This window comes from Pseudomonas sp. P129, assembly GCF_020312195.1.
Taxonomy (GTDB): domain Bacteria; phylum Pseudomonadota; class Gammaproteobacteria; order Pseudomonadales; family Pseudomonadaceae; genus Aquipseudomonas; species Aquipseudomonas fragariae.
On sequence record NZ_JAGPYS010000005.1, the window covers coordinates 296,638 to 322,658 of the forward strand.

The 26,021-nt window shown below is 50.9% G+C and carries 15 protein-coding genes and 4 pseudogenes; 11 read left to right on the forward strand and 8 right to left on the reverse strand.

Translation table 11 applies throughout. From position 1 onward, the window contains the following. Positions 1-19: 19 nt before the first annotated feature. The 4 genes and pseudogenes from KBY02_RS15075 to KBY02_RS15090 form a co-directional block, all read left to right on the forward strand. Positions 20-1,435 carry an MFS transporter gene (locus KBY02_RS15075; RefSeq protein WP_225650595.1) on the forward strand — a complete coding sequence of 472 codons (1,416 nt, stop codon included), beginning with the start codon at positions 20-22 and terminating at the stop codon, positions 1,433-1,435. Between the two features lie 62 nt (positions 1,436-1,497). Then, positions 1,498-3,039, forward strand: coding sequence for a gamma-glutamyltransferase family protein (locus tag KBY02_RS15080; RefSeq protein WP_225650596.1), 1,542 nt, complete (start codon positions 1,498-1,500; stop codon positions 3,037-3,039). A gap of 15 nt (positions 3,040-3,054) precedes the next feature. After that, positions 3,055-4,626 (forward strand): 3-keto-5-aminohexanoate cleavage protein, encoded by a 1,572-nt coding sequence (locus KBY02_RS15085; RefSeq protein ID WP_225650597.1) that lies wholly within the window; start codon positions 3,055-3,057, stop codon positions 4,624-4,626. Positions 4,627-5,141: 515 nt separating this feature from the next. Continuing rightward, positions 5,142-5,288, forward strand: a pseudogene (locus KBY02_RS15090) (IS5/IS1182 family transposase); the annotation flags it as partial. 157 nt (positions 5,289-5,445) lie between these two features. Here KBY02_RS15090 and istB read toward each other — a convergent pair. After that, positions 5,446-6,256, reverse strand: a pseudogene (gene istB / locus KBY02_RS15095) (IS21-like element ISPsy20 family helper ATPase IstB). Continuing rightward, positions 6,249-7,748: pseudogene (istA, locus tag KBY02_RS15100) on the reverse strand (IS21 family transposase). The pseudogenes istB and istA overlap by 8 nt, the downstream one beginning before the upstream one ends. Positions 7,749-8,229: 481 nt before the next feature. Here istA and KBY02_RS15105 point away from each other — a divergent pair. The 7 genes from KBY02_RS15105 to KBY02_RS15135 all read left to right on the forward strand — a co-directional run bounded on the left by KBY02_RS15105 (position 8,230) and on the right by KBY02_RS15135 (position 20,307). Further along, a complete protein-coding gene (locus KBY02_RS15105; RefSeq protein ID WP_225650598.1) occupies positions 8,230-9,138 on the forward strand; it encodes a dihydrodipicolinate synthase family protein in 909 nt (302 codons plus the stop codon). Positions 9,139-10,002: 864 nt separating this feature from the next. Continuing rightward, entirely contained in the window at positions 10,003-11,244 is a 1,242-nt protein-coding gene (locus KBY02_RS15110; protein ID WP_225650599.1) for a biotin carboxylase, read from the forward strand. Between the two features lie 100 nt (positions 11,245-11,344). Beyond that, complete coding sequence (locus tag KBY02_RS15115; RefSeq protein ID WP_412548788.1) at positions 11,345-12,352, forward strand: SGNH/GDSL hydrolase family protein; 1,008 nt, start codon at positions 11,345-11,347, stop codon at positions 12,350-12,352. Between the two features lie 128 nt (positions 12,353-12,480). Further along, positions 12,481-14,658: an iron-containing redox enzyme family protein gene (locus tag KBY02_RS15120; protein ID WP_225650601.1), complete on the forward strand. Its 2,178-nt coding sequence runs from the start codon at positions 12,481-12,483 to the stop codon at positions 14,656-14,658. 280 nt (positions 14,659-14,938) lie between these two features. Beyond that, positions 14,939-16,780 carry a carbamoyltransferase gene (locus KBY02_RS15125; RefSeq protein WP_225650602.1) on the forward strand — a complete coding sequence of 614 codons (1,842 nt, stop codon included), beginning with the start codon at positions 14,939-14,941 and terminating at the stop codon, positions 16,778-16,780. Between the two features lie 199 nt (positions 16,781-16,979). After that, positions 16,980-18,296, forward strand: a complete 1,317-nt coding sequence (locus tag KBY02_RS15130) for an aspartate aminotransferase family protein (protein WP_225650603.1) — start codon at positions 16,980-16,982, stop codon at positions 18,294-18,296. Between the two features lie 769 nt (positions 18,297-19,065). After that, positions 19,066-20,307 (forward strand): cystathionine gamma-synthase family protein, encoded by a 1,242-nt coding sequence (locus tag KBY02_RS15135; RefSeq protein WP_225650604.1) that lies wholly within the window; start codon positions 19,066-19,068, stop codon positions 20,305-20,307. A 493-nt stretch (positions 20,308-20,800) separates the two neighbouring features. Here KBY02_RS15135 and KBY02_RS15140 read toward each other — a convergent pair whose 3' ends face one another. The 6 genes and pseudogenes from KBY02_RS15140 to KBY02_RS15165 form a co-directional block, all read right to left on the reverse strand. After that, entirely contained in the window at positions 20,801-20,989 is a 189-nt protein-coding gene (locus KBY02_RS15140) for a hypothetical protein (protein ID WP_225650605.1), read from the reverse strand. Positions 20,990-21,345: 356 nt separating this feature from the next. After that, positions 21,346-21,828, reverse strand: a pseudogene (locus tag KBY02_RS15145) (SDR family oxidoreductase); the annotation flags it as partial. Between the two features lie 51 nt (positions 21,829-21,879). After that, a complete protein-coding gene (locus KBY02_RS15150; RefSeq protein WP_225650606.1) occupies positions 21,880-23,085 on the reverse strand; it encodes a tyrosine-type recombinase/integrase in 1,206 nt (401 codons plus the stop codon). Between the two features lie 402 nt (positions 23,086-23,487). Continuing rightward, entirely contained in the window at positions 23,488-24,219 is a 732-nt protein-coding gene (locus tag KBY02_RS15155) for a helix-turn-helix transcriptional regulator (RefSeq protein ID WP_225650607.1), read from the reverse strand. A 353-nt stretch (positions 24,220-24,572) separates the two neighbouring features. Then, complete coding sequence (gene ppa / locus KBY02_RS15160) at positions 24,573-25,100, reverse strand: inorganic diphosphatase (RefSeq protein WP_003317259.1); 528 nt, start codon at positions 25,098-25,100, stop codon at positions 24,573-24,575. A 110-nt stretch (positions 25,101-25,210) separates the two neighbouring features. Then, positions 25,211-26,020, reverse strand: coding sequence for a zinc-dependent peptidase (locus tag KBY02_RS15165; protein ID WP_032657097.1), 810 nt, complete (start codon positions 26,018-26,020; stop codon positions 25,211-25,213). Position 26,021 lies beyond the last annotated feature (1 nt).

Below are 26,021 nucleotides of genomic sequence, written 5' to 3' on the forward strand. Positions count from 1 at the left end.
CAATCTCAGGAGTGCCGCGGTGGTTGACATTATGAGTGGCAAGGAAAGTATGCATAGCTTATCCTTCACTAATTATAGATTCGCTAAAGTGCTGTCTGGCATATACATGCTAGAGATGATAAACATCTCCATGCTACCCACGATATCTCTATCGATTCAAAAAGATATCGATATTAGCTCTACTATGTTAAGTCTTCTGCTTGTTTGCTACGGCTTGGCAGTACTCATTATCCTTCCCGCATCTAGATTAATAGTTGAAATATTAGGGGACAAAAATGCCTTCCTATTTGCCGCAATTTTAATGACGGTAGGTAGTCTTGGCTCGGCTATCTCGACGACAGATTTCTTAATTATCAGTTGTAGAATTATACAAGGCATAGGCGGTGCATTATTAGTCCCGCAGGGTCGGATAATATTAGCAAAGGTGACGACAAAAGACGAATACCTGACACTGATTTCCAGCTTGGCAGGGCCAGGCATACTTGGGTTGGTAATAGGGCCTATCTTAGGTGGCGCCCTGAGTTACTATTTCAACTGGAGGAGCTGCTTTGTTGTAGTGGCAGGGTCATCTATTATCTTAACTAGCTTGATTTTCATAGTAAAAGGCGTCGACGTAGAGGTCGCAAATGCAAAGAAAGCCAATTGGAAATTTAGATTTATTTATTCAATATATGCAATGGGAATTGGCGCTATATTTTACAGTGCCTATTCCATAAAATCGGTTGGCATTACCAGTGTGAACATATTCTCAGGGGTATTTGCTTGTGTAATGGTTTCAATTTTTTTCCATTGCCAATATAAAGGAATCTCAGCTCTATTTAATTTCACCCTGTTTCGCTTCAGCAATTTGAAAGCGATAATTATCTCCGGCAGCCTTCTCCGGATTGCCATCAGTGGCACTTTGGTTTTGACTACCCTGTCTGTACAGACTGTTGGTAACTTTTCAGCCGCAGTTGCAGGATTAACACTTCTGCCTGCAGCTATTTCCGCATATGCAGCTAAAAAATATGTTAAGAAGATAATCTTAAGATTGGGAACCCGTAATGCGGTATTTACTGGATGCACCACGCTGGGCGTTTGCTTGATATGCTTGGGATGCGCACTACAAGAATTCAACTTGCCGACAGTAGAATTAGTGTTGTTTGCCTATGGATTTGTCTCGTCAATAATGTTTACGATAATGAATACTCATGGCTATAGTGATATACCCAATGAAGAGAAGGGAGATGCCGGTACACTTTTTAATACATTCCTTCAACTATCAATAACGCTAGGGATAAGCTGGGCTCTATTTCTACACGGCCATCTATTGAGCTCGGGCTATTCAGCGCCCCTTAGAGACACATTTGCTGTATTAGCATTAATGGCGATATTATCAGGTATCCTATTTTACAAACAGTTAAAGTCAAATCTACAGGAGTCTAAATTATGCTAAGCAGTACATTGGGTGAATATCCTTATTCGTCTAGGCGAACGGTTGTACACGGAACTAAAGGCATGGTTGCAACATCTAATCCACTCGCAGCCCAAGCTGGCTTGGCAATTCTGCAACAAGGTGGTAATGCAGTTGATGCTGCGATCGCTGCAGCATCTACATTAACCGTAGTCGCCCCTACACGATGTGGTTTAGGCGGAGACCTGATCGCACAGGTCTGTGTTGAAGGTAAGCTCTACACTCTGAATGCAAGTGGTCCAGCGCCTAGTCTGATGGACATATCGTATTTTAAAAAAAGAAATTGCGATCATGTCCCACAATATGGTGTTTTAGCTAGTTGTGTTCCCGGTTTACCAAAAGGATGGGCTGAGCTTCACCGTCGGTTCGGTAAAAGCAGTTACTTTGACCTATTCAGGTCTAGTATAGATTACGCAGCGAACGGATATCCTGTTACATATACCAGCGCTAAAGCGTGGGCTGGAATACATCAAAAATATAAAAATCTGCTTTCAGGAGAAGAGTACTTTCCATGGTTCGATACTTTCGCTCCCAAGGGAAATACTCCAGAGCCTGGGAGCATATTCAAAGTCCGGGATCTTGCGAATACCCTGAAGATAATTGCTGAGTCTTATTCTGAAGATTTCTACAATGGCAAACTGTCACAGATCATATCACGGTTCTATGATGGTTATGGTGGATTGCTCAATGCAGAGGACCTACGAAGTTATCAGCCAGAATGGCAAGAGTCGGTATCAGCTGAATATCGGCAATATCGAGTATGGACCCCGCCTCCGAACAGTCAAGGATTGGTAGCTTTGCATGCACTAAAAATACTTAATGGATATGCAGTCAATACTAACAGCCGAGCAGAATCGATACACTTACAAATCGAGGCGCTCAAGATCGCTCTTAAAGTAGGTGAGATAAGCATATGCGACCCAAGAGTGAATGATGCGAACTACAATCAGATTTTATCGGAAGAAAGTATTAGCGGTGATAGAGAAAAAATTTCAACTTCTTTCGCGGGAGACTTCTCGGCACATATACCTGGTGGTGGGACGGTATATGTGGCTACAGCGGACAGTGATGGCAATATGGTTTCCCTTATGCAAAGCAACTATTGGGGGTTTGGGTCTGGTATTGTAGTACCAGGCACAGGTATAGCCATGAATAGCCGCGCTAGTGCATTTAGCTTACAACCTGAACATAGCAATTCGCTTGCACCTGGTAAGCGCCCATATAATACATTAATGCCTAGCTTTATCTCCGAAGGTGATAGGGTAATAGGGCCGCTCGGCATAATAGGCGCAAAAATGCAGCCTCAAGGCATCGTACAGTTAGCAGTGAATCTAATTGATTATGGCTTGAACCCGCAGTCAGCCCTTGACGCTCCGCGCTGGGAAATTGACGAGCTCGGCCGCTTAAATTTCGAAAAAAGTACAGACCCTGAAATTATTGCTCAACTAACTAAGCTAGGGCATTCGTGCCGTATTAGCGAAAGCCAAGCTCTTTTTGGACGAGGTCAAATAATACATAGGTCATGCGAAGGCGTTTTTACCGGTGGTACAGAATACCGTGCGGATGGAGCAATTTCAGTTTTTTAAACTAAGGTCAAAAAAATGGATACTATTGTTAAGAAGAGAATGTTTATAACAGCTGCAATTACTGGAGCAGTACCTAAGCTTCACTTGCCCAACGACACGGTGTACTTGTCGAATCTGGAGCTTCATAAACTTAATAACCAAGACTCGACAAGGCTTTTAGAGTGTATAAAAGATGAGGGTTGGCAGCTGGAAAAAGCTGGTGGGATGACGTTTGGTGGGCCAGAGGTCGCGCCAAAAAAAATAGCTAAATTAACTATTTCCAACTTAAGCAGCGACGAAGTTTGTGAATTGATCGGTGATCAATTTAAGTCATACACCCAAGACAATATCTCTGTTATAAAGAAAGAGTTTTTAGCGTATGTCGTTATTTCGGGCGCAGCAGATGACTTGATAACTACGCTTACATCGCAGGGGTGGATAGTTGACGATGAAGGGAACTTGAAATGGCTATATAGGAAGAAAAGTGGCTATATTCCACCCAGTCTGGTGCAGCGATTATTTCGCAGTAAACGCTTAATTAAAAACCTTGAAGACATAGGGTGGAAGCTTTGCGACTCAGGTTATTTTAACCCGATGGTAGCACGTTCTCCATACCTGCCGATTGTGCCCCAGATGATCGCATCGGAGGCCATTTTAGCACTCGAGCACGGTGCCGCCGTAGTCCACCTTCATACCAGAAACGTTGCCGGAGGAAGGCTGGTTACAGTTGAGCAGCTTGGGTTTCGGATTACCATCATAGATCAGGATAATCAACCGGAGCTTAACCAATATAAAAAAATCATCCCCCAGATCCATGGTCAGCAGCCACATGCTTTAGTGAACCTATCTACAAGTGTAAGAGGAAATACAGCTGATTCCGAAAGCGTTCACCGCTGGAATATCCTTCATGATTACCAAAAAGTCACAAGGTGGCAGGGTATTGCTTCATTAAGTACAGGAGACGTATTGTTCGCAAATAAAACTGGATATAAAAATTCGAAGGATTTTATTAACAAACAATTGCAGCGCTTTAGAGAGTTAGGGTATACGCCAGAGATAGAGGTGTTCAATAACGAGATATTACAGAATGCGATTTCTTGTTACCGTAGTCAGATAAATAACTCAATATCTAATCCGCTTTTTATGCTGGTAGCTTGTGTGGATCAACTACGATACGACCCTTATACAAAAACTTACTCTGACGATTCTCTAGTGTCACCATATGCTCGGGATGTTTGCATTCAGATAGTTAGAGAAGGAAAAAATACTAAGGAAGCGGTGCAATGCTTAACTAGTTCACTACAGCCGGTAGTGAATAAAATACGAAGTCATTTCCCCAAAGCTTTAATTTCACTATTGTTGCCTGGAGTTTTGCAGCACTTAATCGTGGACACCGCCGTGGCCTTGGAAGTAGATGGCATACGAGTAGGACTTGAGGACTCCTTAATCGTCGCTAGGCGAAATAGCAGATGGAGTCGAGTAAAAGCGATGGGATCGTTTCAACAAGTAGAGTCAGTGGCCGATGAACTGAACCGCAGAGGCCATGAGCTATGGACGCCGCAACAATTAAGAGAAGTACTGATGAGTGGAAATTTCGAGCATTCTTGAATGTTAAAATTTCCAGTTAGAAATCATGCCGCCACTATCGCTCAACGCTACTGTTACGGTAAATAGTCCTATGATTTGGATATGCCGCATGGAGATTAATAGAATTGTACTGTGCCCGCTCGTCGAGCATCACATTCCAAGCGAATAGCTGACGTCTTATGCCGTGCTTCTGATTCCTTCAAAAGCCAGCAACATGATGCGACCCGACGTCAAAGTCGAAAAGGTATACCTCTACCCCAGGCCAGTAGACTTTTGAAAATCCATGATGGCCTGTCTGTGCTGGTGGAATTGGATATTAAAGTTGCCGTGTTCTACCCCCTGCTTTTTTTTCTGAATCACCGCCGTAATCGAGTGAAAATCCTTTACTGTGGGGCATGAACGCTGGCGTCAGACAGCGATGCTGTATTAAATATTAGAGTAGGTCTCCCGGGGCCTTGGATCGCCCCTTTTTTCCTAGGTTTTGTACGAAAAGTCGGTACGGGTAAAATTGCCGCCATGATTAGCTGGACGCCGGCATGGCAAAGCGTTACGAAATCTCCGACGCATCGTGGGAGTTGATCAAGGATTTGGTTTCTCCATAGCAGAAAATGGTTAGGCCACGCAGTGGTGATCGTCTGGTACTTCATGGAATCCTATGGATCTTGTGCTCGGGGGCTGTCTGGCTGTTGGCGCTGATTGAAAACTGACCCACCCCGCCGATTGAAAATTGACCCAGGACGGATCCCAGCAATTGTGGATAAGCTTAGCAGCAGTGTTCCGATTAAAGACGCATCAAGCCCCACCGCATGTATGCATGCAGCAGGGTATTTATGGTGCGGATCAAAATGTCTCATCGTCCTCGATATCATCTCCGTCCTTTCGCTTTCGTTCGCGTGTTTTGATCTTTGTCTGGGCAGCCAATGTGCTGTGTTGCAGGCGGTAAGACTCGTTGCCTGTTTCAACAATATGGCAGTGGTGTGTCAGCCGATCCAGCAGCGCCGTATTCATTTTGGCGTCGCCAAACACACTCGACCATTCCGAGAAGCTGAGGTTGGTGTTGATGACCACGCTGGTGTGTTCGTACAGTTTGGACAGCAGGTGAAATAACAGTGCGCCGCCACTCTGGCTGAAAGGTAAATACCCCAGCTCATCGAGTATCACCAGGTCTGTTCTTAGCAGTCCCTGGGCGATTCGGCCTGCCTTACCATCGTACTTTTCACGCTCCAGCAGATTGACCAGATCCACCGTGGAAAAGAAGCGCACTCGTTTGTTGTGGGCCGTGATTCCGGATACAGCCAAGGCACTGGCCAGGTGTGTTTTCCCTGTTCCAGGGTCGCCGATGAACGCGACATTCTGCGCGGTTTCAGTGAACGCTAAGCTTGATAGATCGCTGACCAGCCGGGCATCAGCGCTGGAAGCGCTGAAGTCAAAGCCAGCTAAGTCACGGTGCTGGGGAGTTTGCCATGTTCATCTGATGATTCACCGAGCGCACCGAGCGCACCGCGCGATCCGCATGTTCCTGCTGAAGCAGATGTTCCAGCAGCCATTTCGATGAAGCCGTCGACGCTGTTCCTTTAGAGACCAGTTCTTCCCAAGCACTGGCCATGCCGTGCAGGCGCAGTTCTTTGAGTTCAGTCATTAGGTCACGCATTGCGATTCTCCTCATCGGTCGTACGGAGCCGGTCGTAGCGTGCTGTATTGGCAACAGGCGCCACCTTCAGTTGTAGGCTGGTTCATACACAGGGAGGTGGTGCGGTGGAGGTCAGGCGGGCAACGACATTGAGGATGTGATCGGCGCTCAGACTTCCCGATTCAAGTACCAGCTCCACCGCCACCAGCACTGGTTCGAGACCGGCGATGGGCACAGCAGCCAGTACCTGCATCATGATTCGATGACCGTTGGTGTGACGCCTCAGTCCGCGTTTGAGAAGCTGTAACGGTTTTGGCAGATCAGCAAATGGAGCGCCATTGCGCAGTGCACCAGGCTTGCGTTCGATGAGTGGGATGTAGTGCTGCCATTCAAAACCGACCTGATCTCGATCAAAGAGGCGCTCGTGACTGGCGATCACCGTTTCGTCGGCAATGACCACGATCCGCGAAGGGTACAAACGGCTGCTGACCCATTGACCCACACGCTCGCAAGGCACCGAATAACGATTGCGCGCCACGCTGATCAGGCAGGTGCTAGAGACACGGACGGTGCGTTCCACGTAGCCATCAAAGGCCGTCGGCATCGGCATCATTTCAGCCTCCTCCAGCTCCAGGACTTCTGCCACCGTCAAACCGTTGTACTGCGGATGTACAAGTTCAGCCCAGAGCGTACGACAGCGTTGGCCGAGCCAGACGTTCAGCTCCTCGAAGGTATGGAACATGCAGTTTTGAGCATCGAGCCAGATTCGTCTGCGGCTGTCCTGCACGTTCTTTTCGACGATGCCTTTCTCCCAGCCAGAGGCCACGTTGCAGAAGTCCGGATCGAACAGATAGTGCGCGCACATCACGGAAAACCGGGCGTTGACCGTGCGGCCTTTGCCTTTGTTGACCTTGTCGACAGCCGTTTTCATGTTGTCGTAGATGCCGCGACGTGGCACGCCACCCAACGCTCCAAACGAACGGGTATGGGTATCAAATAGCATCTCGTGGCCTTGGCTGGGGTACGCAACCAGCCAGAATGCGCGGCTGGCGCACAGCTTCATGTGGGAGACCTGGATACGTCGAAAAAGACCACCGATCAGCAGACCTTCTTCGCTCCAGTCAAATTGAAAGGCCTCACCGAGAGCAAACGTCAGCGGTACAAAAGCGCGTAAAGACTTGCCTTGCTCCCCTCGCCAAGAGCGGACAAACGCCGTGAGCTCGCTGTAGCCGCCGTCGTAACCCTCGGCCTTGATCTGCTCGAAAAGTGCTTTGGCGCTCCTGCGGTTGTGTTTTGGCCGGAACGAATCGGCCTTGAGCGCCTGCTCCAGGGTCTCGTGAAAAGGGCTGAGCTTATTGAAGGTTGCGCACCGTTGGTACGCTGGTTGAGTGGCTTCGGGCGCTCTGACCCATTTACGGATGGTGTTTCTCGACAGCCTGGTACGCTTGGCTATCTGATGCAGCGAGAGCTTGTCGCGGAAATACATCCGCCGGATTTTTCCCAACATTTCCATGCTGATCACCCTGTGTTCTCCTGCTCAAAAAGTACGCAGAGGCAGTTGAACAGCTGACCCAGTTTTCGGTCAGCGGCGACAGATGTGGCCATCTGCAGACGAAAAATGTTCTCCGAACTTATTTGCCACAGAACCACCACAAAGAATTTTTTAGATCGAATAATTATATAAATATACGAAAAAATGCTAAGAAGAGTCGTTCCGTAGCTTAGTCATATCTATTGCCGTTTAACTAACTAGCTGATTTTTTAAGTATTTTATAAGAATCGCCGGAAAAAGATCACGTTATTTTTGGACTAAAGGTTTCAGCATCGTCAGCGCTTGAGAAAAAAAATTGTTGCACGGGACAGATTTTGGTGGATAACTAAACTCAATTTTCATATTTAGAAACACATTTTCTTGTTAGAAAAAGCTCTAAATTGTAGCCTGCGCCCACTTCAACTATCTTCGAAATAAATGAGCTAAAGAAGAGGTTAGTGTTATGAAAATAGAAGGTTCTTTTGTCGCGTTGATTACGCCGTTTGGTGCGGATGGGTCAGTTGATTTTGGAGCCTTCAAGGCGCTTATCGAATGGCAGCAACATCATGGCACACGATTTCTGTTGTTCATGAGTACGACAGGAGAGGTATCGATGCTCTCGCCAGAAGAACGAGAGGATATCGTTATCAATACAATGGCTATGAAGCCCTCGAATATGTTTTTTTTCTACGGGTGCACTGGATCAAACACCGACACAACTATTAAAAATGTAAGCTTTGCAGCCAAAAATGGCGCTGACGGTGGCGTCATATCGGTTCCGCCTTACGTAAGCCCTTCAGTTAATGATGCTGAGCGATATTTCCTCGACGTAGCCGACTCTACGACCTTACCCTTAGGGACGTATAACAACTCTCCAAGACTGGGCACAGATATGCATTGGGAACAATTATTAAGAATATTCGAACATCCCAATTATGTTGTTCACAAAGAAGCAACTGGGCGGGCAGAGCAAATGGCAAGGTTGCTAAGAGCAAAGCCAGATATATCATTGATGTGTGACGACTTAGTTGAGCCCGGCTTACTAATTCACAATATGTCTTTAGGAGGGCAGGGAGTTTTAAGTGCGATTGGTAATCTCATTCCGAAGGAAATTGAGCTGCTGGCTACTCCTTGGCATGATGCACGTCAGTCTGTTATTTTCAAAGAAACCTATTTAGAGATCATGCCTCTGCTGGAGTTTGCATATTCGGCAACTGCGCCAACTGTTACGAAGACAATGATGAACGCGGTAGGACTTCCCGCAGGTAGTTTAAGGAAGCCGTTGCGACCTATTGAACAAGCTCATCTCAATAAGGGTCTAAATATTCTTAAAGGCTTAGGGCTGGACAAGAAATATAAGTTTATGCTTTAGTCTTAAGGTCGCTCTTGAAAAGATTGGAGAAGCGAATATAGATGGTTGGTCAGGCAAAATTTTAAGACTTAAATTTTTGTCTAGGTGTTAAAGTTATGACTGGAAAAATACAGTTTTTATAGTTGTCCGGGTAGCGATTTTTCGGTCTTGGTATATCGGTATCTTAGTTGCTTATCTAAAGGCGAAAAGGTACAAAGTGGAGACGCATAAGCCCTCAGCGAAATCGCTATCAATTCAGGAAGTTGTTTGGCAGGTGGGTTGGTGACGATCAAGGTGTGGTAGATGTGAATGGTTTTGCTATTCTCATCATGATACTTAGTGTTATCTGCGTAGAGTTGCCTTTGAAGATAGAACCTCACGGGCTGGTTTTAAACCTCCTATGAGACTATCAGTCGGATGATCAATGTAGCTTGCTAGGCTGATTTAGCTGGAGATTTTAGTCTTGAGCAGCTTGATTATGATTGTTTTATAAATTGCAATTATACTTCTAGTCGGTTGAGCTGGAAGTTATAGGGCTTCTGTTCTGGCGATGCTCTTGTTGTTAGCCTTCGTATGTTTTATGTTCGTGGATAGGTTTAAGGCTTATACACTTTTTGGCACATTGATTTGGATATTAATTATGTCGATTTTTGAATGTGCGCTGACGCATATTGACTATTATTCGGCGCGATTGGAAATCGCTATTTTATAAGGAAGCTAGCGATGGGTTTTGGTGTGTGGCGGCGGTATTAATAATGCGATGGCACCACTCGCCTCATTAATGTCACGCTGATTGGTATGCTGAGGGCTTGATCTTCATCTGGTATCTAGCTAGCCGAAAACTTTTGAATGCAAGGTTTCTTCTTGCAGACGTGAGGCTCATGAATGAAAAGTACTTTTTTAGTAGTTGGGTATAACGGTTCAAGAGTATACGACATTATGAATCTTCGTAAGCTGTGTGCTTCCCGATATTCAGCGACGCTTACGTTAATTACAAAACACGCACAGCCTGCAGATTATGAAGCTGCGGACGCGGTACTGGTCTGTCCGCTCGAGAGCGATGCTATCGAAGCCTCGTTCGAGTATGTAGTTAGGGAAATAAGCAATAAAGACTTGAAGGTGGTTGGTGTACTGCCATTTTCCGATTTTGGCATATTACTAGGTGCTCATCTTTCGAAATATTATCAGTTACCAGGGATATTGCCGGATGAAGCACCACCAGGGCTGGATAAGCGCGCTTATCGCGACTTGGAGGGGGCTGATTCTGCTCGCCCGGCTACGCACAACCCCATATACAGCGTGCAAGTTAACACTCTTGAACATTTCAGGGAAGTCGTGGCACTACTCGCCGGCCGTGCATTTGTAAAGCCAGCTAACTTTGGCAATAGTCATGGATGTATTGCATTATATCATCTTGATGAGTGTGCTCCCGCTTGGGAAAAGCTGAGCGCTTTTCATGACGGAGGTGTTCTTGTCGAAGAGCTCATAACCGGTGCAAAAGAATTCAGCTGGGATTTTGTTGCTGGTTACTCTTGGATCACTGAAAAAGAAACAACACAGGATTCATTTCGCGCCGAGATACAGCAAATTGTTCCTGCTAAGCTATCTGATCAGGAATACCGATTAATTAATGATGCCGGTCACTATATGCGTAAACTTGTGTCCAGCAATAACGGAGCGTACCATAACGAGATCTTCCTTCGAGCCGACTCAACATCTACGGTAGAAACCAATATGCGTCCAGCGGGAATGCATATTTGGGATTTGGCAATCTTGTCATTCAAGTCCTTTGAACCGTGGCATCTTTGGCTTGCGTGGGCAATCGATGGTGAGATTATCTCAGGCACTCCGGAGCGTAAGTCATATAGCGGAATTAGGATGATTCGTGCGCCTTCATCAGGCGTGCTAAATTTTCTTCCAGATGTTGACCTAATAGCCTCTGAATTGAATATAAAATTCGTGAGTGTCAAGTTTACCAGGACCTTGGGCGCGAGCGTTACGACGCAGATCATAGATAACTCTTCGTTTATTGGGGAGCTAATTATTAAGGATGAGGATTGCGACACGCTTCGGACAAATCTTTTGTTGCTAACAGAAGCAATCGAGCGCAACGTTGTCGTTGCCTAATTAAGTGATAGCCGCATCGAGCCAGTGTCCCTCAGTATAGGGTACATATGGTTTTCCAGACTTTTCATGGGTTGCCGTGAAAATAATGAGGGTTATTAGCATGACAATAAGGATGGCGCTCACACCCCAAATGGCCGAATACGAGCAAAAGTTTACAGATAGTGGTGAGGTTCGATGGCTGCCCTATCTAATGTACTTCCATCCGAGTAATCACTATTCACCAGTCATAAATACAGACAAGATAGGGTTTCGTTATTCCGTTGCTCAGGGCACTCGATATTCGGTAGCTAATGCCAAAGAACATGGTCAAGCTGTGCGTTTATTAGCGGGAAGTTCGACAGTATTCGGCATTGGTGCTAGCAATGATAGTTGTACACTGTCGTCCTGTTTGACAAAAAATGACGTGCGAAAGGAGCGTTGGCTCAATTTTGGCGGTCGTAGCTTTAACTCAACTCAAGAGTTGATGCTGCTAGTCCTTAATCGGCACTACCTGCCAAAGGTAGATGAGATCGTGCTGTTTTCCGGGTTTAATAATCTTGGCCTTGCACGTCAGCCCCAGGAATACGTTGGTGAACATGGTGCTTTCTTCAACTGTAATCAATTTTTCGATGCCTTGATGCCTAAGCGATCAGCGCGCAGTTTGTGGGGGCTGACAGACCTCTTCGGAAATGGTCGGGAGCCCGAGGCGTATACCATACCTTCTATACAGGAACAAATCGACTACGCTGCCGACCTTACGTTGCAGCACTTAGATATCTGGCGTGCCTTGGCCAAAGATTTGGGTGCAAAGTTGACTTTTATACTTCAGCCCTTGGCAGGCTGGGTGCGACAAACCGGATGCCGTCAAGAGGAGGAATTGTTCGCTGAACTCGATAAGCTCGGAAATTTCACTGAAGTATATGGCGACATCCTGCAAACCTCAGTACGCGAGTCCTACGCCCAGCGTTTGAAGGAAGGTGCGCAAAATATGGGGGTGGGGTTTGTTGATATCACTCCGCTACTGGCCGAGTCCTTGGGACCGCAAGACTGGCAGTTCGTCGACCGCATCCACTTCACCGATGCTGGGAACGATCTGGTTTCAAAAATTATCCTTGATGTAACTCGCTAAGCTAAGAGGTATTGTACATGAAATCCATCAAAAAGTTTTTTCAACGCCTTTTTAGAAAGAGGAATAAGAAGAAGCCGGACTCATCTATCTATCCAATGTTCTAACGCGCCGCTCGCAAGGTATTATTTATGGATGACCCCGTTCCAGCTCGAATGCCCGCCCCCCATAATTGGCGTGCGCTCTACCGTTTGGCGCTCAATCCTGAATGTTTCTTGGAATCAGATTATCTCGACAATATTCTGAGTGGCTGCGAGTTGACACCATTGTACCAGTTGTCCCAGCAGATCGACGCATGGAAGCAGGCTCAGACCAAGGCTTATGCTCGTGCTGCAGCTACTGCCGTCGAAACGAACAGCGCATGCGCGTTTGCCCAGGCCTTGGCCGTCTACTCAGCACCAATGGCGTCGATACTGGGGTGCTGGCTGCAGGGCATGAGTGCGCCCGGTGTGTTTGAAGACCCCGCGCAACTGAGACTGATGCAACTGCTTGCTCACGACGTAGGCGTGGGATACCCGAACGCTTCCCGTGCTCATCACTTCAACACGTTGCTGAGCCAGTTGCAACTTAACGCTTATGCACTGGCCCCGGCGCAGTTGGCTACGCTGCCGGACCTACTAGATGACGCTTTTGAATTGCCTGCGCTTTTACTCGCCCTTAGTCGGCGCAGTGAAACATTTGGAGATGAGCTCTGTGGCGTTGATTGGGCCCTACGTACAGTAGGTTTGTTTCCGGGCTGGGCGGTGATGGGGCAGCTCGAAGGGATAGCGCTTGATGTTCAAAGACTGGACCTCAGCGAAGCCTTCAAAGGCCTTGCATCAGCATCGTTGTGTCATATCAGCCAGTGGATTACCCAGCAAGTCGCTGAGCAAGGTGAAGAGCGCCTGGTCCGTCTCCTACGCGGCGCCAACTGGTTGCTCGGTGCGTTACAGCGTTGGAATGCCCGGCTTTATAATGCATCGCTGACCACCACCTCGCCCCAAAAGGCGATCGCTCACTTGATACAACGCATGGCTAGGGTCGGCGCGGTGTATCACCGGCATTATCTGATGGAAGGACGCAGCTTGGCGCTGTGGTTCGAGGAGGCGCAGCACGACCCGCTACCATTTCTGGATGCGCTATCACGTAGCCCCCTTATTGTGCCGGGGAATTCGAAACAAAGCCCTCTGGTAAATAGCTTGGTTGCGCCCACTGGGCGCATGTTCCGCATTTTCAGTGAAATGGACTTGAGCGTGATTCGCCAATGGATTGATTGGTTACCAAGGGCTTGCGACGATCAGCTAATGAAGCGGCGAGTCGACGGTCCGCCCAATACGAGTCCACAGGACATAGGCACTGACGCGGACATGGGGCACTGGCCCCATAACCTGCGCGAGGCCTATTTTGTTTTGCAGGGACGTGCGTTGCAGCCTGTCACGTTGAAATTCGCCCGCAGGTATGTGTATCGCTGGCTGGCGCGGTCGCGACAGTCGCTGAAAACCTCTGAGCGTCAACTGCCCGAGCGCTGGGGCACCAGTGTCCTGCGAGCCTGGTTGCTGGATAAGCATGATCAGAACGGCCGGCAGTTCGATAGCAGAGATCCGGCGCAAATGCCGAACAGAGAAGAGATCATTAATTCAACCCTACAACTGGCACCGTTGACACTTATCGATGGTGCGTGGCTGCAGGGTTTCACCGACATTGGGTTGGCGTCCTCTCACGTCGGCTACACTTTGTTTCAGACTTATTGGGATGAGTTGGGCAACGGTGACGCTGCGCTCAATCATCCGAAAATCTACCGCGATGGCTTGCGCGAGATGGGCTTCGAGTTGGCACCAACCGGCAGTCGTGAATTTGCCCAAGATGTGCGCCTTGACGAGGATTCCTTTCGCCTGCCGGTATACTGGCTGTGCTTGGGGAAACTGCCGGTAACTTTTATGCCGGAAATTCTCGGTATGAACCTAGCGATGGAGTTATCCGGCGTGGGGGGCGCTTATCGCTCTGCTCGGCACTTTTTGCAGCATTACGGTTTTAGCACGGCATTCGTAGATTTGCATAACACCATTGACAATGTTTCCACGGGGCACTCCGCTTGGGCTGCAGATGCGATTGACGCTTACATGCGCTCCTTCACCACGTTTGAAGATGCCGCCGCGCAATGGCAACGGGTGCGTGTAGGCTATGAATCCCTGGCGCCGAGGCCGAGCGAGTGGGAATCGCTATTACGCTGGGTGGGGCTATCGACGGCGGGATGCGTACTACCGCGGATTGAGCGGGCAAAGGCGTCAAAAGAATACCTCCACCATCTGCCCATCACCGCGAAAGTGTAGACCAAGCGTCCGATCAATAGCGCATCGGGCTTGCCATTCTTTATCTGGAACAACGCAGTACGAATGGTTAAATGGAGTGTTCGGTGATTAATACGGAGACTCAGTGGCGGCTATGACGATAGACACCTGATTAGGATGTGTAACTGCGGTATCGAGTTTATCACATGCTCTTGTATTTGAAGAAGATTTTGAAACGCATAGAAGGTTGTTGTGCTACGGCTCCATGGGTTGGCCCAAGCAACTTACCGTATTAGCAGGATGTGATGAGGATGCGCACTTAATGGCTATGTATGTTTTAGGTATATCCGCCTTCTATCACGACAGTGCTGCCGCCTTGGTCAAGGACGGAGTGCCCGTTGCTGCCGCCCAAGAAGAGCGCTTCACCCGTTTGCGCCACGATCCGGCATTTCCGGCCCAAGCGATTGCGTACTGCCTGGACGCCGAGGGGATTACCCTGGAGGACTTAGATGCGGTGATATATTACGAAGATCCCCAAGAGAAATTTTCACGGGTGATTTCTTCTTTCGCCAGTGGTGGTATCGGCGGCGCTCGCACGTTTATCAATGCGATGCCGGAATGGATCCGTTGGAAATGGAACGTTCTCAACTTCGTCGATGAACAGCTTGAAGCGCTGGGCCGCGGCAAGGCGCCACGCACCCAGGCGTCACGACATCACCGCTCTCACGCGGCGGCAGCGTTCTATCCGTCTCCCTTCGAGAACGCTGCGGTGCTGTGCATCGACGGCATTGGAGAATGGCATTCGACGACTATCTGGCAAGGTCTGGGCTCCAGACTTGAACTGAAAAATTCGATTTCCTACCCGCACTCCTTGGGGTTGATGTATTCAGCAATGACTTACTATTGCGGTTTCAAGGTCGATTCTGGGGAGTACAAACTGATGGGGCTGGCGCCGTATGGCCAGCCAATCTATGCGGACAGAATTCGGGAAGAGTTGATCAATATCCGCCCGGACGGTTCGTTCACGTTGAACATGAAATACTTCGAGTACCTGCGCGGTGAACGCATGGTGGGGGAAGCCTTCGAAGCACTGTTCGGGGGGCTAATTCGAGAATCTGAAGGCCCGATTTCGCAGCGGGAGTGCGATCTCGCAGCATCAATTCAAACAGTCACTGAAGAAGTAGTCTTGGGACTGGCGACCGCTGCCGTCGAGCAGACAGGTCAGCGCAACCTGTGCTTGGCCGGTGGAGTCGCTTTGAATTGCGTTGCCAACGGCGTGCTCAGTCGCTCCGGCCGCTTTGACTCGATCTGGATTCAACCAGCAGCTGGGGATGCAGGGTGTGCGTTGGGCGCAGCGATGGACTATGCGGTAAAGCGCTGCAATCGCCCGCACCTTACAAGCAGCAAGTCAGACGCCATGAGCGGCAGCCTGCTGGGGCCGGGGTTCAGCGACGATGAAATCGAGGCATTCCTCCTGGAAAATAAATACCCCTTCATTCGCTATGACGATAGCGGACTGTATGACCAAATCGCCAGTCGGCTGGCCGATGGCGCTGTGGTGGGCTGGTTCCAGGGCCGTATGGAATTTGGTCCCCGGGCCCTAGGCGCGCGCTCGATTCTCGGCGATGCACGTAATCCGCAGATGCAACGCACGATGAACCTGAAGATCAAGTTCCGCGAATCGTTCCGCCCGTTCGCGCCGGCGGTGCTGGCCGAGGATGCCGCGAATTATTTTGATATCCGTGAAAAAAGCCCTTACATGCTGATGGTCGCGCCAGTGTCGGAAGCCATCAAAATTCCGCAATCATCGCAATTGGATGGCCCAGAGCGAGGCTTGGGAAGTATCAACAATATTCGCTCGCAACTGCCGGCGGTCACCCATGTCGACTTTTCGGCGCGCGTGCAAACGGTGACTGAAGAAAATAACGCTCCCTTCACCAACTTGCTACGCAGCTTCAAACATCGCACAGGATGCTCAGTACTGGTAAACACCTCGTTCAACGTAAGGGGCGAGCCGATCGTGTGCAAGCCTGCAGAGGCATATGCTTGCTTTATGCGTACGGAAATAGACGTGCTAGTGCTGGGAAGTTTCGTGTTAGAGCGGATGGGCCAGCCAGAATTCGTTGATGCCGTCGATTGGCGCAGCGAAATTCCGCTGGATTAATCGTTACTTTAAACTGTCTGGAGCCCTCTGCATGCTGAAGTTTCTTGCGTTTCTTATTTTTATGGTCGTTCTCATGCCCGTTGGACTGACTCGTTCGGTGCTGCACTCCTCGCGCTTTGGACGGCGTTTTCACCAAGCACCAACCGCTTGGGATCGCGTTGTACATAGACCGTAACGCCGACCTCAAGGAGGTGCGCTGATGTCAAAATTGATTTACAAAAACCTAAATACCTCGCCGATTCTTGCGGTAGGGGGGAAAGGGTGCTGGCTAGAAGACGCGACGGGCAAGCTCTATCTCGACACCTGCGGTGGCGTCGCCGTGTCGAGCCTGGGACATAATCATCCGCGTATTATTGCGGCATTTGAGCGAGAGACAAAAAAACTGGCCTGGGCCCATGCGGGCAGTTTCACCACGCATGCTGCGGAGGCACTTGCTGAGCGCCTAGTTGCGGCCAGTGGGGGGTTAGCGAGAGCGCAGTTTTTGTCGGGGGGATCGGAGGTAATGGAGCTCGCGATGAAAGTCGCCTTCCAGTACCAGTGCGAGCGGGGGCTACCGAATAAGTCAATGTTCATTTCTAGGCTGCAGAGTTACCACGGCAGCACCTTGGGCACTCTTAGTATTTCCGGCAACCCCCAGCGTCAATCAGTCTTCGGCAGGTTGTTGCCGCCTGCCGAATTCGTATCCCCCTGTTATGCTTACCGTGATCAACGCCCCGACGAAGACGAAGAGCAGTATGCAACTCGCTTGGCCGATGAGTTGGATCAAAAAATTCGCACCTTGGGCAGTGAGAACGTCGCTGCATTTTTCGCCGAAACGGTGGTGGGTTCAACCAGCGGCGCAGTACCAGCTGTGCAAGGTTACTTTCGAAAAATCAAGGCTGTCTGCGATCAACATGATGTGCTATTGATCCTTGATGAGGTGATGGCTGGTATGGGACGTACCGGTCAGATGTTCGCGTATGCCGACGAAGGTATCGTGCCGGACATGGTTGCCGTGGGCAAAGGATTGGCTGCCGGTTACATGCCGATCTCAGCGTTGTTGATCAGCGACAAGGTGCATTCAGTGATGGCGCGGGGTTCAGGGGTATTAGGTAATGGTCAGACCCATGTTAACCATCCACTAGCCTGTGCAATTGCCTTGGAGGTGCAACAGGTCATCGTTGAAGACGAGCTGCTGGTAAATGTGCGCCAACGTGGTGAGCAGCTGCGCAGTTGGCTCAAGGAAAATCTGGCTGACCTAGATATTATCGGTGATATACGTGGACGTGGGCTGTTTGTCGGCGTTGAATTTGTCCAAGACCGCGCCACTAAGGCTCCGCATAAAGGCGGTAGTGTCTACGCCACAGCGCTCAAACGGCAAGCCTTAGAGCGTGGCTTGTTGATTTATCCAGGCAGTGGTACGGTGCAGGGAGTGCAGGGCAATCATGTCCTGTTTGCTCCGCCGTTTATCACCAGTGAAGTGGAACTGGTGCAAATGGTCGAGCGCTTCAGTGCAGTTGTCAGGGCGGTCGTTTAGCAGGATTACCGAAGGGCGACTAACCTGCCGCCCCGCCAAGCCCCCGAGAGCAGGAAGCAAACACCCTGTTTCCCGTGGTTTGTTGAGCACATTACTTCAAACCGCTTATGGCTTGAGGTTTAACTGCGCGCAGGGAAAGTGAGTATCTATGTTAGCGTTTCGTGACGGCATCCCGTATATACGCGATCAGCGCCAAGCCTGGACGCGGGCAATTTGGGTAATACTAATACTTGCCCTTAATACGGACGTACGCCAGGCCTAGTATTGGTGGTTGAGGCTATGCCGGATTGCTGTGCTAGGGAGCGACACCTGCCGTTGGTGGTTCACTATTGGCGATGCCCAGCACTCTGACATGGCTGTGGCTGAAAGGGTTTTGGCGCTTGCTACCTATTCCTCCTCGCGTGGAAGTTGATTAGTGGCGCATTGGCCCACAAACGATACGATTGAGTACGGGGGCGTAAAAAAACTCTGAACATGGAGTTATATTAGCAGGGTTCGGCATTCACTTGACCAATCCCACCGAGGTCATGGGCTGGCTAACGGCGGCGTCCATCGGGCTCTGCGCCATTTTACTTGGCTGAACCAGTTTTGCGCTGGTGTTGAGCCGTGCGATGTCGGGCTTCTAATTTTCTGCCCCTACGCTCCGGTACTTTCCGCCCGTTTGCGGAAGCCCTTTCCAACTGATCGCATTTCCATCTGATCTGTGGAAAGCTTGTTTTATCGTTGCCATAAATTTTCTCAGCTCATTGCTTTGATAAGGTTTCCTTGAATGACGACACTTAAAGACAACTCCCCGACTACAAAAAACGTTCATTCCGACCGCCACTTAGGTGCGGAGCACGGTGGCATTCACACACCCATCCACACGTCTGTTCAGTTTGGCTTTGACCAAGTAGAGGATCTGATCGCTATTTTCCAGGGGAGCAAAAAAAACGGTTTCAACTACGCAAGACAGGGGACGCCGACCACCGCTGCACTGGAAGCGAAAATCACACAGTTGGAGCATGGCTTAGGTACCGTATGCTTTGCCTCCGGAATGGCCGCGATCGCAGGAACATTCTTTGCTTTGCTGCGCGCGGGAGATCACATAATTTCTAGCCGATACGTTTTCGGTAATACGAACAGTCTACTCGATACATTGAGCGGCTTGGGTATTGAGGTCAGCAAGATCGATACCGGCTCGGTGTCAGTCGTCGAGGCATCACTGCGCCCCAATACACGCATGGTTTTTGTTGAAACCATCGCCAACCCAGGCACCCAAGTGCCAGATCTCATGGCTATTGGCAACTTGTGCTCTGAACTAGGCTTGGTCTATGTGATCGACAACACGATCACCTCCCCTGCGCTCTTCCAGCCACACACGGTTGCGGCAAGTCTTGTCATCAACTCGCTGACAAAGACTATCGCAGGTCACGGAACGGCGCTTGGCGGTGCAGTTACCGACACGGGGTTGTTTGACTGGCAAGGCTACCCAAATATTTTCAAGTCTTATCGCAAAGGTAATCCAAGGCAATGGGCCTTGCAGCAGATCCGAAAAAAGGCACTACGTGACATGGGGGGGACTCTCTCACCTGAACAGGCACACAGCATCAGCGTTGGTGCTGAAACTCTTGAATTGCGCACCCAGCAGACAAGTTCGACCGCGATGGCCTTGGCAAAGTGGCTTCAAACGCATCCCAGAGTCAGAGCGGTGCACTACCCAGGGCTAGAGTCACATCCCAACCACGCGCGTGCGGCGCAGCTTTTCAAATCACCCTCATGGCTGCTCAGCTTTGAACTAAGCGAACCAACTACAATGCTCCAGTTCTTGAATCGATTGAAGCTGCCAATCAAGGCTACGGGAATGGGAGACACTCGCACGCTGATTATTCCTGTCGCGCCAACAATTTTTTGGGAGGCGGGAGCCGAAGTTCGAGCGGAAATGGGAATCGCCGATGGACTTATTAGACTTTCAGTAGGTCTTGAAGATTCGGCTAACTTGATTCAAGACTTCTCACAGGCTTTAGAGTGAGAAAATTATTTAGTCTAATCAATTTTAATGTTGGGTCAGAATCGGAAATCCGAGTCTCTATATGTTCAATGCGCCGCTTTATCTCACGCTCTGTGTAGTGGAGTTGGTAGGAAGGGGGCTAGCCATGGGTTGACATTTCTTATGTGTATGGCTCTACAACATCACGCGAGGTTCCCCAGCGCTTCACTCGACGCTCTGTGCCCGTCGTACACTGCCTGTTCATCGCGCAGTACTGGCAGCATGTGAAGTAGTAGCTTTGTTCGCCGTCCGCTTACCTGAAATGCCCCATAAGCCAATGCCATACTGACCCAACACCAATCACCGGAAGCTCAGCATTGGTACCTACCTCGTCATGCACTAGGACTTTCATCCGGTTGGTGCGGCGGTTGGCGAACAGATAAGCACAGTGCTGCAATGACTCGGGCTAACGCGGTCTCGGCACCAGCACGCATGTCCATCGGTTCATTGGCGAGCCAGATGGCGTCGGTGCGAATCATCGCAACAGGTCTCGCAGAAAGGTGGCACAGGCCGCACCGTTTTCGGTCGGCCAGTTCACTTTGACGGTGCCAAGTGTGTGCTGGATTTCAACGCAGATACTCGATGAAGCAGCTTGCGAATGTCCTCCGGTTAGTGGCAAGGGCTGCGGAATAAAAGCAGGTTGCACCGCCATGGCTTTGTTCATTTTTACCCGAGTCCATTTATGGACGAGGTTTGCGTTAAAGCTGTGCTTCTGCGCAACGCTGGCAATCGAAGCTCCGGGCTGGGCGCACTATTGAGCAACTTGGGCCTTGAAGGAATTGGAATACGAACAGCGTTGTGGCTGCATGGAAAACCCCGCTTAAAGGCTAGAAATGGTGTCCACTTAATTAGGTGGACACCTCTGGATTCTTTCAACAGCCCCTTTCACAAGTCCGAGACAGGTAAGGGCAAGGATGAGCAGGCAGCGTTTTTCTCTATTCATTATTATTTCCTGGGAAGTAGGGCCCCTCATGTGGCCTCGTTGGGCATCTTGTATGCTTACGTATGAGGGGCCTGATATCAGACGATGCTTGCGCCCCCGTCCACCAGTACGGTCGAACCGGTGGAGTACGGAGTACTGGCCAGGTATACAATAGCGTTGGCGACATCTTCCGGTTGTCCCGTGACCTGGGCCGGCAAGCGCGCGGCATCCGCTTGATACATCGACTTACGGGCCTCATTCGCCATCTTCGACCACAACGGCATTGCGATCAGCCCTGGCGAAACTGTGTTGACTTGCACCGGTGACAATTCCAGTGCGAGCCCACGCGACAGCGCCTCCAGCGCAGCGTTGATTGCCCCTTGCAATACCGACGATTTGCTCGGCCGGCCGCTCAGGTATCCCGAAACGAAAGTGAGTGAGCCGCCGGCATTGATACTGACGAGCCTCGCAACTCGGTAGGCGCCCCAGAATTTGCTGTTCATTGCGGCATAGGCATCAGTAAGTGCCAGTTGTCGCACCGGCCCGCTAGGTGTCTGCGCCGCAGAGATGACTACGTGATCGAACGTTCCCGCAGGCTGCTTTCATCCCGAAGCCGGATTATCGCTTTTTTGCTAGATAAACAATGGTTTGCTGAAGAGGTCAGCCCAATCTGACATGAGTGCACGTCGCTTATCGAGAAAGTCGGAGCGAGAGTAGGCCCCTTCAGTTTGATCCCGCTCATCATGGGCTAGTGCCATTTCGCAAACCTCGCGTGGGTGGTGAGTACATTCACCGGCCCAGTCTCGAAATGAGGATCGAAAGCCATGTCGCGTGATGTGTTCGTATCCCATTCCATGAAGGAGCGTGCGTAAGGCATTTGCGTGCATTACCCCGCTCTTGCCCTGGCCTGGGAATAGATAAGGACTTCCCTCATTTCGAGGAATGCTCTGCACCAGCGTTACGACTTTATTGGCAAGTGGGATTACGAAAGCTACTCGCATTTTCATACGTTCATCTGGCAGAGACCAGGTGCCGGCTTCCAGATCAAACTCATCCCAGCGAGCAAACCTGACCATGTGGGCTCGTGCGCTGGTCATGATCAGCAACTGGGCGGCCAAGGACGCCGCCGTCATGTTTGTACTGAGCTTTGCCATCAGAGTCGGCATGTCCTGCCACCGCAAAGCTTCAAAGTGCTCGCGCTTCCGAGCTTTCTTCTTTTCAGCACGACTCAGCAGGTTGTCCAAGTGCCCACGCCAGCGAGCAGGATTCTCTCCCTCTCGCAGGTTGCGTGCCTTGGCGGCGTCCAGAACCTGCTCAATTTGGCCACGTACTTCGTCGGCAGTTCTGGTTTTGGTGGCCCAGATGGGTTGCAGCACCACGAGCACCTGTGGAGTACCGATTTCCTCGGCTGATAGTTTGCCGATGTGGTCAAACGCATACAGCTCAAGCTTACGCAGCCAGCCTTTACGCCACTTCTCTGACCAAGCGCCCCCGTGTGCTTCGCAGTATTCATTCGCGAGTGTTTCGAACTTCAGCTGTTTCCCATCGTTTATTCGCTGAGCTTCACGTTGGGCAGCGCGTTCGAAGTCGCGAGCTGCTAAAGGATCTACACCGTCGCTCAGTTGAATACGTTTGGCGCTGGCGGCGAGTCTGGCCTTTTTGAGGCTTACTTCGGGGAATGCGCCCAAACCCATCTCCCTACGGCGTCCCCCCAATTGAAAGCGCAGAAGCCATGATTTGCGTCCTGTGGCTTTGACCACCAAGCGCAATCCGTCACCGTCTTCGTAGGTGCCAGGTTCGGTCAGGTTTTCGACTTGTTTCGGATTCAGCTTACCCATTAGATTCCCCTGTCGTCCCTTTTGTCCCCCCATTTATCCCCCCACTTCATCGTCGGATGAGGTCGAATGGTGTTGAACACCATCGGACAGGTGAATGCCTGAAACGCCTGGAATAGCTAAGCTATCAGGAAGATTCTCGGATGGGATAGGATTATTTTGGACAATTAAAAAGCCGGCTTGTGGCCGGCTTCTCGTAGGCGGTTCTGATCTATTTTTGATAGACCGCAATCGCCTTCAACAGATGCGCCTCTTGAAGAAGCGCGAATAGGCAACAGGGCAAACGGATCACATGCCCCGTTCAAACACCGCATCGCATGACTGCGTCAGGTGCTCTGGATGGCGAACAGGATACTGAACTTCGCCTTCCATGCCCAGCCCGAATGCCTTTCAGCCGTAAACGCCTCATAACAGCAGCATGGCATTGCGTCGGCTGTTCAGGGTCGACCACCAGAATATCCAGCCCAGAATCCGTATTTTTTCCCGGTCTATATCTTCGGCGCTGAACAGTTCGTCCGGGTATTCGGCATCGTTATGGCTGCGCAGGCGCAGGCCGCCGTTGGGCAGGCGGTAGAGGTAGCGGACGCGCAGGATGCCGCCGTGTTCGAGGGCGTAGATTTCGCCGTCGATGACCTGGGTCAGCTCGCGGTCGACGCCGAGGATCGAGCCGTCCTGGATCTTGTCGGCCATGCTGTTGCCGACCATGGCCACACACATGCAGTTTTTCGGGTCGATGCCCATGTTCTGCAGGACTTGCAGGGGCAGGCGGATTTTCTGTCCGGGGGCTTCGGCGAGGACGGTCTTGCCGACGCCGTGGGTGGATTCGGCTTCCATGAAAATCTGGATTTCCACATCGCCGCGCGACACGTTTCTGGCCTGATGAATGATGACGCGGGTATCGCCGCCGGTGTTTTCATTGGCGCATTCGTTAGGGTGTTTGGGGCCTTCGCCGGTGCGCAGCCAGCGGGCGTTGACGGTCAACAGTTCAGCCACCTCGTCAATCCGCGCCATGGGCACGCCGCGCTTGAACCAGTTATTGACGTGTTGCGGCGTGATTTTGCGGTTGGCGGCAAAATCAGTCGCTGTGAGATGGCACTCCCGAAGGAGGGTGCGGAGTCGATCACCTGATGTATTCATAGTGGCGAAGTCTACGGGCGTCGCCGGGGCGTTTAAATGAACGAGGTGTTGACGTCGACGTTATCCCAGGGTGGGCGTGGCTATCCGGACTACGGATGGAATGAATGTCGTGTAGGTGGATTCCGTAATAGCGCTTTTGGCGCTAAACGAGGTATTGCGCGTTTACCCCCGCTATACGGGCCTTAACGAACTGTTCATTGAATGTCTAAAAGCCGGGCGCATTTTTAAACGTGCGTGCTGCAAAAAAGATGGATTGGGTTTCAGCGAGCGAGGTGTGCGGGGAGGTACAGCGAGGAGGGGGGAAGCGTGTTTCAGGGCACGGGTGTAGCGTGCCCTGAAACGCCAATCGATGATCAGCCTTTGTACGCTGCAACCGATTTGGTGATCTCGGCACGGGCAGCGTCAGCGTTGCCCCAACCTTCGATCTTCACCCATTTGCCTTTTTCGAGATCCTTGTAGTTCTCGAAGAAGTGCTTGATCTGCTCGAGCAGCAGCGGCGGCAGGTCGGTGTACTCTTTCACGTCGACGTACAGCTGGGACAGCTTGTCGTGTGGCACTGCGATAACTTTGGCATCGCCGCCGCCGTCGTCAGTCATGTGCAGGATGCCGACCGGGCGTGCGCGGATAACCGAGCCAGGGGTAACCGGGTATGGCGTTACCACGAGCACGTCCAGCGGGTCGCCGTCGTCAGCCAGGGTGTTGGGGATGAAACCATAGTTGGCCGGGTAGAACATCGGGGTGGCCATGAAACGGTCAACGAACAGGCAATCGGAATCTTTGTCGATTTCGTATTTGATCGGCGCGTGGTTGGCCGGGATTTCGATGGCGACGTAGATGTCGTTCGGCAGGTCTTTACCAGCCGGAATCTTGCTGTAGCTCATTGGGCATTGCCCCCCTGGTTGAACAGACAGATTGTGGCGCGAACCGCCATAAAGTGGTCCGGATTATAGGCATATTCTGTTTTGGTTGCCACGCATGGCCTTGGAGGCCGTCAGCTGTCCCGGTAAGCCGGGTCCTGTTGACGCAGCAGGTCAAGCCGCGCCAGGGTGTCCTGACGGTAGAACGCTTTCAGTTGTTCGTAGACTGCCGGGTAACTGCCGTGCAGCAGGTCGGGCGCGCTGAAGAAGTATTCGCTGGTCACGGCGAAGAACTCGGCCGGGTCTTCGGCGGCATAGGGATCGATGGCGGGTTCGGCGTCAGGGTTATGGTCCAGTTGCCGGTTGAGATCATCGAACGCGCTTTGCATGACGCGAGCCCATTCGGTCACCTGCATGTCGCTGTGCAGCGGCGGCAGGCCATTGGCGTCGCCGTTGAGCATGTCGAGCTTGTGCGCCAGTTCATGGATCACCAGGTTGTAGCCATCCCAGCCGCCGCTGCTCAATACGCCGGGCCAGGCCAGAATCACCGGTCCCTGCAGCCAGGCTTCGCCGCTGTGCTCGCCATCCCACTCGTGTTCGACGCCGCTGGCATCGCGATGGCGCTGCGGGCTGACGAAGTCGTCGGGGTACAACACGATTTCGTGAAAACCCTGATACCAGTTCAGTTCGCCGAGGTTCAGCAGCGGCAGCTGCGCCTGGGCGGCGAGAAACAGCCGCTGTTCGTCATCCAGATCAACGCCCGGCAGCGCGCTGAGGTGTTTGTCATGCAGAAACAGCACGCAGGCGTCACGCAGTTGCGCGTGCTGCCCGTTGCCCAGGCCATCGAGGATAGGCAGACGTGCGCAGACGTTCTGCCATAGCTCTTCAGCAACCGGGTGTCGGGCCAGCATGCGCTGCCTGCGCCAGTGGCTGAATGACCACATG

Coding starts and splice junctions, on each gene's coding strand:
- KBY02_RS15080 (WP_225650596.1), top strand. CDS start 1,498: ATGGTTGCAACATCTAATCCACTCGCAGCCCAAGCTGGCTTGGCAATT.
- KBY02_RS15085 (WP_225650597.1), top strand. CDS start 3,055: ATGGATACTATTGTTAAGAAGAGAATGTTTATAACAGCTGCAATTACT.
- KBY02_RS15105 (WP_225650598.1), top strand. CDS start 8,230: ATGAAAATAGAAGGTTCTTTTGTCGCGTTGATTACGCCGTTTGGTGCG.
- KBY02_RS15110 (WP_225650599.1), top strand. CDS start 10,003: ATGAAAAGTACTTTTTTAGTAGTTGGGTATAACGGTTCAAGAGTATAC.
- KBY02_RS15115 (WP_412548788.1), top strand. CDS start 11,345: ATGACAATAAGGATGGCGCTCACACCCCAAATGGCCGAATACGAGCAA.
- KBY02_RS15120 (WP_225650601.1), top strand. CDS start 12,481: ATGGATGACCCCGTTCCAGCTCGAATGCCCGCCCCCCATAATTGGCGT.
- KBY02_RS15125 (WP_225650602.1), top strand. CDS start 14,939: ATGGCTATGTATGTTTTAGGTATATCCGCCTTCTATCACGACAGTGCT.
- KBY02_RS15130 (WP_225650603.1), top strand. CDS start 16,980: ATGTCAAAATTGATTTACAAAAACCTAAATACCTCGCCGATTCTTGCG.
- KBY02_RS15135 (WP_225650604.1), top strand. CDS start 19,066: ATGACGACACTTAAAGACAACTCCCCGACTACAAAAAACGTTCATTCC.
- KBY02_RS15140 (WP_225650605.1), bottom strand. CDS start 20,989: ATGAACAAAGCCATGGCGGTGCAACCTGCTTTTATTCCGCAGCCCTTG.
- KBY02_RS15150 (WP_225650606.1), bottom strand. CDS start 23,085: ATGGGTAAGCTGAATCCGAAACAAGTCGAAAACCTGACCGAACCTGGC.
- KBY02_RS15155 (WP_225650607.1), bottom strand. CDS start 24,219: ATGAATACATCAGGTGATCGACTCCGCACCCTCCTTCGGGAGTGCCAT.
- ppa (WP_003317259.1), bottom strand. CDS start 25,100: ATGAGCTACAGCAAGATTCCGGCTGGTAAAGACCTGCCGAACGACATC.
- KBY02_RS15165 (WP_032657097.1), bottom strand. CDS start 26,020: ATGTGGTCATTCAGCCACTGGCGCAGGCAGCGCATGCTGGCCCGACAC.